At 59.8% G+C, this 14,179-nt stretch carries 12 protein-coding genes; 8 read left to right on the plus strand and 4 right to left on the minus strand.

Going from position 1 to position 14,179, the window contains the following annotated elements; genetic code table 11:
- Positions 1-25: 25 nt before the first annotated feature.
- Both efeO and efeB read left to right on the plus strand, forming a co-directional pair.
- On the plus strand, positions 26-1,162 hold the full coding sequence (gene efeO / locus C4S72_RS17315) for an iron uptake system protein EfeO (RefSeq protein ID WP_104004450.1): 1,137 nt from the start codon (positions 26-28) through the stop codon (positions 1,160-1,162).
- A 27-nt stretch (positions 1,163-1,189) separates the two neighbouring features.
- Positions 1,190-2,521: an iron uptake transporter deferrochelatase/peroxidase subunit gene (gene efeB / locus C4S72_RS17320; RefSeq protein WP_104004451.1), complete on the plus strand. Its 1,332-nt coding sequence runs from the start codon at positions 1,190-1,192 to the stop codon at positions 2,519-2,521.
- Positions 2,522-2,527: 6 nt separating this feature from the next.
- Here efeB and C4S72_RS17325 read toward each other — a convergent pair whose 3' ends face one another.
- A complete protein-coding gene (locus C4S72_RS17325) occupies positions 2,528-3,277 on the minus strand; it encodes a GntR family transcriptional regulator (protein WP_104004452.1) in 750 nt (249 codons plus the stop codon).
- A 380-nt stretch (positions 3,278-3,657) separates the two neighbouring features.
- On the opposite strand from C4S72_RS17325, the gene C4S72_RS17330 reads away from it, so the two are divergent.
- On the plus strand, positions 3,658-4,725 hold the full coding sequence (locus C4S72_RS17330) for an aromatic ring-hydroxylating dioxygenase subunit alpha (protein ID WP_104004453.1): 1,068 nt from the start codon (positions 3,658-3,660) through the stop codon (positions 4,723-4,725).
- A 141-nt stretch (positions 4,726-4,866) separates the two neighbouring features.
- Positions 4,867-5,820 (plus strand): PDR/VanB family oxidoreductase, encoded by a 954-nt coding sequence (locus tag C4S72_RS17335; protein ID WP_104004454.1) that lies wholly within the window; start codon positions 4,867-4,869, stop codon positions 5,818-5,820.
- Positions 5,821-6,328: 508 nt separating this feature from the next.
- Here the strand turns inward: C4S72_RS17335 and C4S72_RS17340 are convergent.
- A complete protein-coding gene (locus C4S72_RS17340; protein WP_104004455.1) occupies positions 6,329-7,519 on the minus strand; it encodes an MFS transporter in 1,191 nt (396 codons plus the stop codon).
- A gap of 215 nt (positions 7,520-7,734) precedes the next feature.
- On the opposite strand from C4S72_RS17340, the gene C4S72_RS17345 reads away from it, so the two are divergent.
- From C4S72_RS17345 to C4S72_RS17355, 3 genes are read left to right on the plus strand one after another with little or no spacing between them, the layout of a single operon-like run.
- Positions 7,735-8,532 carry an ATP-dependent zinc protease family protein gene (locus tag C4S72_RS17345; protein ID WP_104004820.1) on the plus strand — a complete coding sequence of 266 codons (798 nt, stop codon included), beginning with the start codon at positions 7,735-7,737 and terminating at the stop codon, positions 8,530-8,532.
- Positions 8,529-10,049, plus strand: coding sequence for an inactive transglutaminase family protein (locus C4S72_RS17350; RefSeq protein ID WP_104004456.1), 1,521 nt, complete (start codon positions 8,529-8,531; stop codon positions 10,047-10,049). Before C4S72_RS17345 ends, C4S72_RS17350 begins: the two co-directional genes overlap by 4 nt.
- Entirely contained in the window at positions 10,046-11,113 is a 1,068-nt protein-coding gene (locus C4S72_RS17355) for an alpha-L-glutamate ligase-like protein (RefSeq protein WP_235009182.1), read from the plus strand. Before C4S72_RS17350 ends, C4S72_RS17355 begins: the two co-directional genes overlap by 4 nt.
- A gap of 5 nt (positions 11,114-11,118) precedes the next feature.
- Here the strand turns inward: C4S72_RS17355 and C4S72_RS17360 are convergent, their stop codons facing one another.
- Positions 11,119-11,979, minus strand: a complete 861-nt coding sequence (locus tag C4S72_RS17360) for a LysR family transcriptional regulator (RefSeq protein ID WP_104004457.1) — start codon at positions 11,977-11,979, stop codon at positions 11,119-11,121.
- Between the two features lie 134 nt (positions 11,980-12,113).
- Here C4S72_RS17360 and C4S72_RS17365 point away from each other — a divergent pair, with 134 nt between their 5' ends.
- Complete coding sequence (locus C4S72_RS17365; protein WP_104004458.1) at positions 12,114-13,313, plus strand: MFS transporter; 1,200 nt, start codon at positions 12,114-12,116, stop codon at positions 13,311-13,313.
- A 44-nt stretch (positions 13,314-13,357) separates the two neighbouring features.
- Here the strand turns inward: C4S72_RS17365 and phnE are convergent, their stop codons facing one another.
- Positions 13,358-14,173: a phosphonate ABC transporter, permease protein PhnE gene (gene phnE, locus C4S72_RS17370; protein WP_104004459.1), complete on the minus strand. Its 816-nt coding sequence runs from the start codon at positions 14,171-14,173 to the stop codon at positions 13,358-13,360.
- Between the last annotated feature and the right edge of the window lie 6 nt (positions 14,174-14,179).

Raw genomic sequence — 14,179 nt, forward strand, 5'->3', positions numbered from 1 at the left:
CCCTCTGCATCCCAACGAGAGCCCCATGCGAAAAATAATATTCTCAAGCGCACCCGCACTCTGCCTGCTGAGCGCAGCGCTGATCACTACCTCCGCCCAGGCCGCTTCAGATGATGAGGTGATGAAGGTTGAAGTGGCGGTCAGTGACAGCCAGTGCGAGCCGATGCAGCTCAGCGTTCCGGCAGGCAAGGTGCAGTTCATCATCCGCAACAAGAGCATGCGCGCGCTTGAGTTCGAGATCCTCGACGGCGTCATGGTGGTGGAAGAGCGTGAGAATATCGCACCGGGCTTTATGCAGAAGATGACTGCCAACCTGGAGCCGGGCGAGTACGACATCACCTGCGGCCTGCTCACCAACCCACGCGGCAAGCTGGTGGTCAACGCCGACGCAAATGCCGAGCCCTATGAAGTCAGCGCCACCGACCTGGTCGGCCCGCTGGCGGAATACAAGTTTTATGTCAGCCAGCAGACCCGCTCACTACTGGAAAACACCCAGGCATTCACCGATGCGATTCGCGCCAAGGACCTGGAAAAGGCCAAAACATTGTACGAACAGGCCCGCGAGCCTTACGAGCGCATAGAGCCGGTGGCCGAGCTGTTTTCCGATCTGGATGCCAGCATTGATGCCCGCGAGGACGACTTCGCCAAAGGTGCGGAAGACCCTGCATTTACCGGCTTCCACCGTATCGAGTATCTGCTCTGGAAGCAGCAGGACGTTGCAGCGGCAGCCCCCTTCGCCGACCAGCTGGATGCCGATGTGGCGGACCTGACCGAACGTATTCGCGCCCTACCCTTCCCACCGGAAAAGGTGGTCGGTGGTGCCGCGGCGCTGGTCGAAGAGATCGCCGCCAGCAAGCTCAGTGGTGAAGAGGATCGCTACGCCCATACCGATCTGGCGGACTTTCAGGCCAATATCGATGGCGCCAACAAGATTCTGAGCCTGTTCCACCCCCTGCTCACCAAGGTGGATGCCCCGCTCACCAAGCGCGTCGATAGCAATATGCAGCGCGTCGAGTCGACACTTTCGGCCTACCGCAAACAGGATGGCAGTTTCGCCCCCTACAGCGACCTGTCGGATAGCGACCGTAACGCGCTGAAGGGGCCGATCACCGCACTGGCGGAAGATCTTTCCCAGCTGCGTGGCAGCCTTGGCCTTAACTAATCGGCCGCCCGATCAGGAGACACAGAGATGAGTTGCCCTTTCCACGGCCTGTTTCGGCGCGAGCGCAGTAAAAACAACGCTGATAGTTCTCTACAGAGAACCCAACACGAGCGCCGCTCCCTGCTCAAGGGCATAGGCGCGCTTGGCGGAGCCTTCGCCCTGGGTGGCTCCCACCCGGCCATGGCCGCTGGCAGTACCGTATCGCAAAGCAAGGAGGATGCTGAGTACACCAGCCGCCAGATGAAGCAGCCCTTTTATGGTGAGCATCAGAGCGGCATTCTCAACCCGCCGCCGGCCAGTGCCGCGTTGATCGCCTTCGATGTGCTGGCCTGGGACAAGAATGAGCTGACCCGGCTGTTCAAGATCCTTACCGAGCGCTGTGCATTTCTGACCCAGGGCGGTGAGCCGCCGACCAAGGGCGAGAAATTCCCGCCGCTGGATTCCGGCATCGTCGGCACCTATGTGCATCCCGACAACCTGACTATCACGGTGGCACTGGGCGATTCCCTGTTTGATGAACGCTTTGGCCTTGGCAGTGTGAAACCTAAGCACCTGCAGCCGATGAACCGCTTCCCCAACGATGCTCTGGACGCTGACTGGTGCCACGGCGATCTGCTGCTGCAGATCTGCGCCAACTCCCAGGAGACGGTGCTGCACGCCATGCGCGACATCATCAAACACACACCGTCACTGCTCAGCGTGCGCTGGCGTCGGGACGGGTTTATCTCCAACCATGTGGCCGCCACCGCAGGCAAGGAAACGCCGATCAACCTGCTGGGGTTCAAAGACGGTACGGTTAACCCGAACACCCGCGACAAAGCCGAAGCCAACCGCATCATTCTGGTGTCTGATCAGCATGATGAGCCCGCCTGGGCACAAGGCGGCAGTTACATGGCCGTGCGCCTGATCCGTTTTTTTGTAGAACAGTGGGACCGCACCCCGCTGCAGGAGCAGGAGGCGGTCTTCGGCCGTGACAGGGAGAGCGGCGCACCGCTGGGGATGAAGCACGAACACGATATTCCCGACTACAGCCAGGACCCGGAAGGCAAGCAGGTGCCGCTGGATTCCCATATGCGCCTGGCCAACCCGCGCACGCCAGGATTTGAGAAGCACCAGCTACTGCGCCGCGCCTACAACTACTCCGACGCGATCAGCGCCTCAGGGCAGCTGGATATGGGACTGCTGTTTATCTGCTATCAGGCGGATCTGGATGCGGGCTTTATAACGGTGCAGAAGCGACTCAATGGCGAGCCGCTGGAGGAGTACATCAAGCCGCTCGGCGGCGGCTATTTCTTTGCCCTGCCCGGCGTAAGCAAGCCCGGCGAATACTTCGCCCAGGCGTTGCTGGAAAACAGCTAAACCGGCCTAGGCGTTGCCGGGTTCCTGCTCATCGGCACTCGGCGCGCCCTTGCCGATCACTCTCACCTCGCTATCCAGCGGGTTCTTATCGGCAAAGATATCCGCGTACCTCAATGTCGCGTTGGCGTGTTCACGCATGATCGCCTCGGCACGAGTGCCCTGACCGCGGTCGATCGCATCGAACACCGCATGGTGCTGCATATTGGCGAAATTGAAGCGGCGATACTCCTGCTTCAGATTGTTCTGGTCGAAGGCGATAGAGGTGACTGAAGCAAAGGGCAGATGCTCGTTGCGCGACATGGCGGAGCCGATGGCGGGGTTACAGCTGGCTTCGATGATCAGGGCATGAAAGCGCTGGTTGATGTCGTGGTAGACCTCAATATCCTCTTCACTGACGTAGCCCTTGTCGAACAGCTCATCACCCTTGGCGATGCACTCGAGCAGCTCGCGCCGGGTCTCCTCTGACAACCCGAGCTCTGCAGCCTGACGCGCCGCCAGACCTTCGAGCACGCCACGCACCTCGATAGCTCCGCTGACCTCTTCCTGAGTCACCTCACGCACGCGATAACCGCGCCGCTCCAGCTTGGTCAGCAGCCCCTCCTGCTCCAGCGCACGAAAGGCGATACGGATCGGCGTACGTGAAACTCCCAGCCGTTCGGCGGTGGGGATCTCAGCGATCCGCTCACCGGCCGCCAGTTCGCCGGAAATGATCATCTGCCTCAAAGTGCTCAGCACCCGCTGACCCGCTCTGCTCATGGTTTGTCGCTACCTCGTCTCTGTTCAGATCTGCTTATCGCACTCATTCAACTGACGCTCGACACATCAGCCCACTAGCTTAGAACCTAAGCCGTCAAAAAAACAATTATGGCACCAGGGTGGATCCAATAAATGCACAGCAATATTCAATTTATAGAACAGCGCAGTGCCGCCGCATAGCGAATTATTTTCATAAAACTCTTTTAAATACATTGAATTAAGGAAAAATCACGGACCATAAGCAGGAATCGTGGTGTGTAAATACACCTAAAGTACAACTTATTTTTTGGATCCATTACTAGCAGAACACACACAATCTGGTGCATTATTCGCTCAAATTGGATCCATAAGTAGAACAAACCCAAATTAGGAGCCCTGTCATGTTCCCGAAAAACTGCTGGTATGTCGCTTGTACCCCCGACGAATTTGCAGATAAGCCGCTGGCCCGTCAGATCTGCGGCGAACGCATGGCTTTTTACCGCGACGGCGAAGGCAAGGTTGCCGCTGTCGAAGACTTCTGCCCGCACCGCGGCGCACCGCTCTCCCTCGGTTATGTTGAAGACGGTCAACTGACCTGTGGTTACCACGGCCTGAAAATGGGTCGCGACGGTAAGACCACCTCCATGCCGAAGCAGCGCGTAGGCGGTTTCCCCTGCGTTAAAAGCTACCCGGTTGAAGAGCGCTACGGCTTTATCTGGGTATGGCCGGGCGATGCTGAAAAAGCGGACCCGAGCGAAATCCATCACCTGGAGTGGGCGGTCAGCGATGACTGGGCCTACGGTGGCGGCCTGTTCCACATCCAGTGCGATTACCGCCTGATGATCGACAACCTGATGGACCTGACCCACGAAACCTACGTGCACTCCACCAGCATCGGTCAGAAAGAGATCGACGAAGCGCCGGTGCGCACCAAGACTGTCGACGGCGAAGTCCGCACCAGCCGTTACATGGAAGATATCAAGGCGCCGCCGTTCTGGCAGGCCGCTCTGGTAGCCAACGATCTGCCGGCCGACGCCGACGTGGACCGCTGGCAGGTTTGCCGTTTTACTCCGCCGAGCCACGTTCTGATCGACGTAGGCGTTGCACTGAAAGGTGAAGGCGGCCAGGAAGCACCGGCCGACAAACGCGCCAACAGTATCGTCGTTGACTTCATCACGCCGGAAACCGAAACCAGCCACTGGTACTTCTGGGGTATGGCGCGCAACTTCAAGCCGGAAGATCAGGCACTGACCGACCAGATTCGCGAAGGCCAGGGCAAGATCTTTACCGAAGACCTGGAGATGCTGGAGCGCCAGCAGCGCAACCTGCTCGAATTCCCGGAACGCACCCTGCTCAAGCTGGATATCGACGCCGGTGGCGTTCAGGCCCGCCGCATCATCGATCGCATGATCGAGGAAGAGCAGCAGGCGGAACAGGACAGCAACCTGATCAAGACGGCTTCCGCCTGATCAGCGCCAGTCTGTGCAGTTCCAAAGCAGTCAGCTCCAAGCTATTAAGCGCCAACTTATAACAATAATCCGGGGAGGCGATGCCAGGTGCATCGCCTCTCCTGACAGTTCCGGCCCGCACCTGAGGCCAGGAGAAATGCTGTGATCGACGCGAAAGTAACGAAAAAAAGCTGTGAAACAGCGGATATCTGCCTTATCGAGCTGGCCCGTCCCGACGGTTCTGCTCTCCCCGCCTTCAGTGCCGGTGCCCATATCGACCTGCACCTGGGCAATGGACTGATCCGTCAATACTCCCTGTGCAACCACCCCAACGAAGATCATCGCTACGAGATTGCGGTCCTTAACGATCCGGAATCCCGCGGTGGCTCACGCTTTGTGCATGAAGGCCTGAACGAAGGCGACAGCCTGCAGATCAGCGAGCCGCGCAACCTGTTCCCGCTGGAAGCCAAGGCCGAGCGTCACCTGCTGATCGCCGGCGGTATCGGTATCACCCCAATCCTCTGCATGGCGGAGCGCCTTGACCACCAGGGCGGCGAGTTCGAGATGCATTACTGCACCCGCACCCCGGAAACCACCGCCTTCGTTGAGCGCATCGGCAAGGCTAATTTTGCCAACCGCGTGGAGTTCCACCACAGCCACACCGACAACCCCAGCACCATGGATACCAAGGCGGTGATGGAAGCCCAGACGGCCGGTACTCACCTGTATGTCTGTGGTCCGAACGGCTTTATGGATCATGTGCTCAATACCGCCCGCGAATGCGGCTGGCCGGAAGAGCGCCTGCACCGCGAGCACTTTGCCGCCGAAGCGGTAAGTCAGGAAGGCGACACCGCCTTTGAAGTTCAGCTGGCCAGCAGCGGCGATATCATCGAGATTCCCGCCGACCGCACCGTGCTGGATGTCCTGATGGAGCATGACGTGGATGTGCCCTTCTCCTGCGAAGAGGGCGTCTGCGGCACCTGCGCCGTGCGTCTGCTGGAAGGCGAGCCGGATCACCGTGACGTGTTCATGACCGACGCAGAGCACGCCGCCAACGAAGAGTTCGCACCTTGCTGTTCGCGTGCAAAGAGCAAGCGCCTGGTGCTCGATATCTAAAAAGCTATCTGCGTTGCCGAATGCTGCGTTAAAAACAGGCTCAAAATGCTCATTTAGTTCACTAAACTCCGCTTTTTCGCCTGTTTTTGCCTTGCCTCGGCGGCCTCGATAACGCTTTTACATATAATGCGATAAGGCATCCGCGGCAGGGGAATCACGTCCCCTGCCCCACCAATTTTCCTTCGCCAACTCCTAAACCGCAGCTTTCAACCCAACCATCTAAGCGCAGGCATATCCCCTTCAGCGCAGCCGAGCATCGCAGACTGAAAGAGAAATAAGGGAAGGGCTGTTTGAGCGACGAAGGAGCGAGTTTCCCTTCCCGCTCTTTCAGGCGAGAAGCACAGGGAAATCGGCGCAGCCGATCAAGCTGTCGGGGCGGCTTGGGATTATCAAGGGTCTTGGGCGCCCAAGACCCTTGATTCGCCAGCAGGCGAAACCTGCGTCCAACAATGCACCAGCGCTGAATGCTAAACGACGTTAAAGAAAGTCCGAGCCGTCGACAGGAGCATCACTGCACCGCCGCATCCGCGCGGGACTCCAGCGCACGCCTGCGCCCGCTCTCCCATACCAGCAGCATCGCGATGGCGATCGCCGGCAGCATCAGCAGGTTGAGCACCTCCCAGCCAAACAGCGCCTGCAGCTTGCCGGAGAGCATGGCACCGAGGGCCGAAAAGCCGAATACGAGGAAGTCGTTCATCCCCTGAACCTTGGCCTTTTCCGCCGGGTAGTAGGTGTGGGTCAGTAGCGTGGTGGCGCCGATAAAGGCGAAGTTCCAGCCGATACCCAGCGCGACCAGTGAGAGCCAGAAGTGCCAGTAGGTGACACCCAGCTGGTTCAGCAGCACACAAGCCACCAGCAGCAGGCAGCCGCTCTGGATCACGCGGGTATCGCCAAAGCGGGCGATCAGTTTGCCGGTAAAGAAAGAGGGCAAAAACATCCCCAGGACATGCCACTGGATAATGCTGGCGGAGCTGCTGAAGCCGAAACCACAGGCGCTCATGGCTAGCGGTGTCGCGGTCATCACCAGCACCATTACCCCGTAGCCGATGGCACCCGCGGTAACCGCTGCAATCAGTGCGGGCTGACGCATCAGCTGTGCATAACTGCGGGTTTCACCATGTTTTTCCGCCTGATTGACCGGCGGCAGCGGCAGGCTGGCGATCAACAGAGTGGTGAGCAGATAAAGCACGATCAGGACATAAAAGGCGCCGAGGTATGCGCTCTCGGGCACTATCCCCTGCGCCCAGGTAGCCAGGTTTGGCCCCAGTATCGCGGCCAGGACACCGCCGCCCATGACCAGGCCTATCGCCTTGGGGTGCTGCGCCGGTGCGCAGCTCTCTATTGCGGCAAAACGGTATTGCTGGCCAACGCCAATCGCCATCCCCAGCAGGAAGGTACTGATACAGAACAGGGTGAAATCGGAGTGGGCCAATGAAAATGCGGCGAGCACGGCGCCGCCAATGCCGATCAGGTTGCCCGAGAGGAAGCCGATTTTGCGGCCAAACAGGCGCATCAACTGGGCTGCAGGCAGAGTCGCGGCCATCAAACCAAGAAACTGCAAAGCAGCGGGCAGAGTCGCCAGACCCAGATCGGGTGCTATGGCCTGACCGATCAACGCTGTTACCGCCACCAACAGAATATTTCCGGTCACCAGCAGCGCCTGACCCAGCGCAAGACCCCATACATTGATCGGTAACATGCTATAATCGCCCCTTCTGACAGGCGGCAAATATAACATCCTGATAATCAACTTGCCGTTCGGAAATTCAAATCCCGCCCATCAGGCTACTGGATCACCCGGTTATTTTTTACACAAAATCAGCACCGCGTGAAACTTTCCGTTTTTCCCCCTGTCTCTTTTTCCCGTCAGCTCTACCCACTATCAGGAATAGACAATCTCCCATGTTTCACCGCATGTTTAGTTCATCAGCCGTTTCCCGTTACCTCCGTTTTCTGCTTCTTATCCCTGTAACCCTGGTGCTCTCCGCCTGCGCCCAGGACCGCTATTTCTTCCTGGAGCGCGCCGATCTGGCGCCGATTCAGCAGCAACTGGCCGAGCAACAGGTGGAGATCAGCGCTCTGAAAGAGCAGAACCAGGCCCAGTTCGATCTGCTGGAAACCCGTCAGCAGCTGCGCCAGAACGACCTCTCCGCTGAGTTCAGGGCGCAACGCACTCTGCTAGAAAAACAGCAGCAGGCTGCCCGTGAGCCGCGCAACCTGGTCAACCCACAGCAGCCTCCCAGCCATGGCCGTTACCAGGGCAAGCTCGTTGTCGGCGAACTGGAAAACGTCTACCTGGCGGTGCCAGGGATCGTTTACGAGGCACGCATCGACAGCGGCGCCCAGACCTCTTCGCTGCATGCCACCAATATCGAACGCTTCGAGCGTGATGGTGAGCGCTGGGTGCGTTTCGACATAGCCGACCCGGCCACCCAGCAGGAGATTACGCTGGAGCGCAAACTGTCGCGCAACGTGCGTATCATCCAGGCCTCTGCCGACGAAGCGGAACGCCGTCCGGTGGTCGATCTGCCCTTTATGATCGGAGACCACCGCCAGACCGCCGAATTCACCCTCAACGACCGTGAACAGCTGACCTATCCGCTGCTGATCGGACGCAACATCCTGCGTGATGTCATGCTGGTGGATGTGGGTCGTGAGCACGCCACAGAGCTGCCTGAAGGGCTCGAGCTTGTTGGGGAAGACGACGAATGAGCCGCCATTCCAAGACGCCGTTCTATATCGCCACGCTGATGCTGATCCTGCTCGGCATCGCACTGGCCGTGCTGCGCAATCAGAGCATGGGCGTACCCTGGCTGCCGGGTGTGCAGCAGCCGGTCTGGCTGGTTGAAGCACGTATCGACTATCAGGCCTGGGGCGAGCCGGTCACCGTGAGCCTCAACGTGCCGGATAACGCCCCCGGTTTCGCCACACTGTCGGAACAGGCCGCCTCTCCGGGATATGGTTTTGCCATCACCGAGCACAAGGGCGATCGTCGCGCAGAATGGACCATCCGCGAAGCAGACGGCCCTCAGACACTCTACTTCAAGACCCGTCTGATCCCTGCCGACAGCGCACCGAGCCCTGTAGCGAGCACCAAGACGCCGGTTCCTACGCAGATCTTTCTTGAGGAACCGCGCGCCACAGCAGCGCTGACACTGATCGATGAAGCCGGCAGCCGTTCCAGCACGCCGACCAGCCTCGCCCGTGAACTGATCGCGCTACTGAACAGCCCGAAACCGGATCAGAACACCCAGCTGCTGCTCAGCGATACATCGAAGATCGATACGCTCTACCAGCTGCTCAACTACGCCAACACCCCGGCGCGTATCGCCGAGGGACTGGTGCTGGAAGATGCGCGCCGCGCCCAGACGCTGCAGCCCTATCTGCAGATTTTTGACAGCGGCACCTGGGTCACTTTCAACCCGCGTACCGGTGAACAGGGCGTCCCCAGCAACACCCTGCTGTGGCGCCAGCAGAGCGGCTCTCTGCTCGATGTTACCGGCGGCAGCGATTCCCAGGTTCACTTCTCGATGCTGCGCCAGACGATCCCGGCGCTGCAGGTAGTACGGGCCGAGGCGGATTCAAACAACCTGGGTGCACTGAGCCTGTATCAGCTGCCGGTGGAACAGCAGAGCATGTTCCGCATGCTGCTGTTGCTGCCTTTTGGCGCCCTGGTGGTCTGCCTGATGCGGATAATCGTCGGTATCAAGACCTCCGGTACCTTCATGCCGGTACTGATCGCCGTGGCCTTTGTACAGACGTCGCTGCTGCCGGGCATCGCCGCCTTTATCAGCGTGGTCACCCTGGGTCTGTTGATGCGCGGCTACCTGTCGAGTCTTAACCTGTTGCTGGTATCGCGAATATCGACGCTGATCGTACTGGTGATCTTTATCACCGTGGGGATCAGCGTAATCGGCTATCAGATGGGCTTTGCCACCGGTATGACGGTTACCTTCTTCCCGATGATCATCCTGGCCTGGACTATCGAACGTGTGTCGATCCTCTGGGAAGAGGAAGGCGCTCACGAAGTTCTGGTACAGGGCGGCGGCAGCCTGCTGGTGGCGGTCATCGCCTACCTGGTAATGAGCTCACCGCTGGCGGAACACCTGAGTTTCAACTTCCCCGAGCTGCACCTGGTAGTACTGGGCGCCATCCTGCTGCTGGGACAGTACACCGGCTATAAGCTCACCGAGCTGCGCCGGTTTTCTCCGGTGAGAAAGTACCTGTGATCAAGCACCTGGAGAAAGTACCTGTGATCAACAAGCTGAAACAGCGCCTGTTCACCGACTGGATCAAGCCGTCACAGCTGAAGCAGGCCGGCATCCTCAATATGAACAAGCGCAACGTGGATTACATCGCGCGCTACAACGACCGCAGCGCCTATCCGCTGGTGGATAACAAGCTGAAGACCAAGCTGGTGCTGAAAGAGTACGAGGTGAGCTCACCCAAGCTGCTCGAGGTGATCACCGAGCAACATGAGATCAAGGGCTTTCGCGAACTGGTGCAGAAGCTCGACGGCTTTGCCATCAAACCGGCCAAGGGTTCTGGCGGCAAGGGCATACTGGTCATCACCGGTCGCGACGGCGATGCCTTCGTCAAACCCTCCGGCAGCAAGGTGGATCTGGCCGATATCCAGCGCCACCTCTCCAACATCCTCGCCGGGCTTTATTCCCTGGGTGGCTCACCCGATGTGGCGGTGGTGGAATCCCTGGTACGCTGCGAACCGATGCTGGCGAACTACTCCTACCAGGGCGTGCCGGACATCCGTATTGTCGCCTTCAAGGGCTACCCGGTGATGGCGATGCTGCGGCTTTCCACCCAGGCATCCGACGGCAAGGCCAACCTGCACCAGGGGGCTGTGGGCGTGGGCCTGGATATCTGTACCGGTGAAGCGCTGCATGCCGTTCAATTCGACCGCTCCATCGAGCACCACCCGGATACCGGGCAGCCGCTCAATGCGATCAAGATCGATGACTGGCAGAAACTGCTGGTGATGGCGAGCCGCTGCTTCGAAGCGACCAACCTGGGCTACATGGGTGTGGATATCGTGATCGACGAGGAGCACGGCCCGCTGCTGCTGGAGCTCAATGCCCGACCGGGTCTGGCCATCCAGATGGCCAACGGCACCGGTCTGCTGCCGCGGCTACGAGCGGTGGAGGCCCTGCGACGCCCGCACTTCACGGCGGAGGAGCGTGTGGCCTGGTCCATGGCTCACCTGGGAGCTGCGTCTAAACCGCTCAGCCAACCCGCCACTGAGATTGAAGCCTCCGAGCCTGTCGCGGTCGGCGCCTGATCCCGTTAAGCCCCCTGCACCCCGGAAAACAGGGGGCTTTCCTCGATAATCCGCCCCAGCCTCTGGGTCGCCTCGTTCACTTTCGGCGCCATGAACAGGGTCACCTCGGTATCCGGCAGCGCCGGCATATCCTCAACCACATTCAGATCATCCTCCACCGTATGGTGCGGAATGATCGCGACACCGATACCGGCGCGCACCGCGGCCAGCACCCCTGCCCTGCTCTGGCTGGTAAAGGCGATACGGTAGGGCACCCCCACTTCGTCCAGCGCCTTGCAGGCGTAGATGCGGTGGTAACACCCCTCATCGAACACCGCCAGCGGCAGCACCGGCTGCTGCTCCACGTTATGCCCCTTTGAGCTGACCCAGACCAGCTGATCGCGTCGCAGGCGAGTGCCCCCTTCCGTATCCGCCAGCATCTCTACCAGCGCGATATCCAGCTTGCCCTTCTCCAGCATTTCGACCAGGTGATCGGGGCGGTGATCGCAGAACACCTCCAGGTCCGCCTCCGGATAGCTGAGGATAAACTCCTCCAGCAGCGGCGCCAGGGTGCGGCTGGCGTACTGATCATGGGTACCCAGGCGCACCTTGCCGCCGATATCGATGTTCTGGAATGAGCCCACAATCTGGTCATGCAGATTCAGCAGCTGCTGGGCATGGGACTTCAGCTGAGTGCCGGCAGCGGTCAGACGAACACCGTGCTGGCCCCGCTCCATCAGCGGGTTGGCCACCAGATCCTCCAGCCGGTTCAACTGCATGCTGATGGTGGAAGGCGCTTTATGCAGGCGTTTTGCGGCTTCGGTGAGGTTCAGGGTGTCCGCCACCACCATGAAGGTACGCAGCAGATTGATCGGTAAATCTCGCATCAGATCTATTTTCAACAAAACCGAATGTAGAATTGAATATTTATCGATTTTACGAACAAGCGCAAGCGCCTAGGATAGCCCCGCTGGCCCAGATAAGACTTCCAACAAGGGCCCTGAACTGCGGAGCCAATCCAATGCGCATGACCGTCACGCTCGGGATCAACCAGATCATTAGCCACGGCTTCGGCCTGTTCCTGTTTGCGGCACTTGTGCCCCTGATGCAGGCCTCCATTGAGATCACTCACTGGCACCTGGCCAGCATCGGCGCGCTGACACAGCTGGCCTACCTGGCCGGCGCCATGCTGCTCGGTCTGATCGGTCACCATGTCAATTCCGGCCGCCTGCTGCTGGTCACTGGCTCCATCACCACGCTGCTGCTGTTCAGCATGTCCCTGCTCAACGACCCGATGGTTATCACCCTGGTGCTCACCGTCATGGCGGCCAGCGCCGCGATCAGCTGGGGCGGTATCGTGGAACTGATCACCCGCTACGGACGCCCGGAAAACTGCGCCACCAATCTGGCCACCGCTTCCAGCGGCACCGCCTGGGGCTATGGTCTGAACGGCCTGCTGATTCTGCTGGTGATCCCGCTGTTCGGATGGCGTAGCGGCTGGATTCTGGCCGGCGCCCTGGGTGCAGCCACCCTGCTGCTCACCCTGTCGCTGCTGCGCAGCTTGAAGCAACGCCATGAGAACCATCTGGTTGAAGAGAGCACCGGCGCACTGAGCCCGCTGCAGCTGTTCCGCACCATTCTGCGTGAGCGTACCGCGTTCTGCGCCTGCCTGATCTGTTTCCTGGTCGGGGCATCCACCATGCCGTTTTCAAACTGGCTCAACACTTATCTGGCCGAGCTCTCGCTGCCGCCGGCGCTGGGTGGCTACACCTGGACCATCACCGGCCTGACCGGCATGGCGGCGGGTTTCCTGATCGGCAAACTGGCCGACCGTAGAGGTCACGGCCTGGCGCTGCTGATTATTTTTGCTGGATTTGCCCTGGGCCTGCTCGCCTTTGCCTACTCACCGGCACGGTTCGCTGCCGTGGCCGGGTTCTGCTACGGGCTGATGTACTTCCCGATGTGGGGCATAGTCGCAGGCTGGGTCAGCCGTCAGTACGGCTCCAAGGCCACCATGCAGATCAACGGTATCGGCATGGTCACCTTCGGCCTCGGCGGCGCGCTGGGCAACCTGGTGGCGGGCTTTGTACGCGAAAGCAGCGGCAGCCTGAGCGGGGTTTACGCCCTGATCACCGGGCTGGCGATTCTGCTGACGCTGGTGGCAGGATTTATCTGCGTCACCGAGCGCCAGCCGAAACCGCCGTTCGAGCCGGCGTTTTAACAGCCTTGATCTTCACAAGCTTCACCCTTCACCCGGTGCCCAGGCTAGATAATCGCCTGGCGCACCCGGGCAGACACCCATTCAGAAACCAGCACCGTGGCGAAGATCATCAGGAAAATCACACTCACCTGATTCCAGGCCAGCAGGTTGATCGAGGCATTAAGCTGTAAGCCGATGCCGCCGGCCCCCACCAGACCCAGCACCGTGGATTCACGAATGTTGATATCCCAGCGGTAAACGCTGATCCCGGCGAAGGCAGGCATTACCTGGGGCAGCACGCCGTAGTTCATCACCTGCAGGCGGCTTGCGCCGGTGGCGCTGACAGCCTCAACGGGGGTCGGATGAATTTCCTCGATCGCCTCGTAGAGCAGCTTGCCGACAAAACCGATTGAGCGCAGGCCGATGGCGATAATCCCCGCCAGCACGCCGGGCCCGAGAATCGTCACCAGCAGCATCGCCCAGATAATAGAGTTGATCGACCGGGAGGAGACAATAATCGTCAGCGCCAGGCTGCGTACCAGTGGATGAGGGGTGGTATTTCGGGCCGCCAGAAACGCCACCGGAAATGCCAGGGCGATACCCAGTGCAGTCCCCAGGGTGGCGATGTTGATCGTGTCCCACATCGGCTGCCACAGCTGGCTGGCGTATTCCCAGCGCGGAGGCGTCATACGGCTGATCAGGTCACTACCCTGACGCCCTGCATCCTCGACAAACACCCACATGGTGTTATCGGAGATCACCTTCCAGCACAGCAGCAGAAGGCTGATACCGACCAGCCAGGCCAGAAAGATCAGCCACTGGACGCGGCTGGTGCGCCGCTGCCAGATCGGTGTTCCGTCACTTGTTGTTGAAACCGGCATAATGCT

The sequence above is a fragment of the Marinobacterium lutimaris genome (genome assembly GCF_900108065.1).
GTDB lineage: Bacteria > Pseudomonadota > Gammaproteobacteria > Pseudomonadales > Balneatricaceae > Marinobacterium_D > Marinobacterium_D lutimaris.

Bases quoted from the DNA above. Each gene is read 5' to 3' on its own strand.
- efeO (WP_104004450.1), top strand. From the start codon at position 26: ATGCGAAAAATAATATTCTCAAGCGCACCCGCACTCTGCCTGCTGAGC.
- efeB (WP_104004451.1), top strand. From the start codon at position 1,190: ATGAGTTGCCCTTTCCACGGCCTGTTTCGGCGCGAGCGCAGTAAAAAC.
- C4S72_RS17325 (WP_104004452.1), bottom strand. From the start codon at position 3,277: ATGAGCAGAGCGGGTCAGCGGGTGCTGAGCACTTTGAGGCAGATGATC.
- C4S72_RS17330 (WP_104004453.1), top strand. From the start codon at position 3,658: ATGTTCCCGAAAAACTGCTGGTATGTCGCTTGTACCCCCGACGAATTT.
- C4S72_RS17340 (WP_104004455.1), bottom strand. From the start codon at position 7,519: ATGTTACCGATCAATGTATGGGGTCTTGCGCTGGGTCAGGCGCTGCTG.
- C4S72_RS17345 (WP_104004820.1), top strand. From the start codon at position 7,735: ATGTTTAGTTCATCAGCCGTTTCCCGTTACCTCCGTTTTCTGCTTCTT.
- C4S72_RS17350 (WP_104004456.1), top strand. From the start codon at position 8,529: ATGAGCCGCCATTCCAAGACGCCGTTCTATATCGCCACGCTGATGCTG.
- C4S72_RS17360 (WP_104004457.1), bottom strand. From the start codon at position 11,979: ATGCGAGATTTACCGATCAATCTGCTGCGTACCTTCATGGTGGTGGCG.
- C4S72_RS17365 (WP_104004458.1), top strand. From the start codon at position 12,114: ATGCGCATGACCGTCACGCTCGGGATCAACCAGATCATTAGCCACGGC.
- phnE (WP_104004459.1), bottom strand. From the start codon at position 14,173: ATGCCGGTTTCAACAACAAGTGACGGAACACCGATCTGGCAGCGGCGC.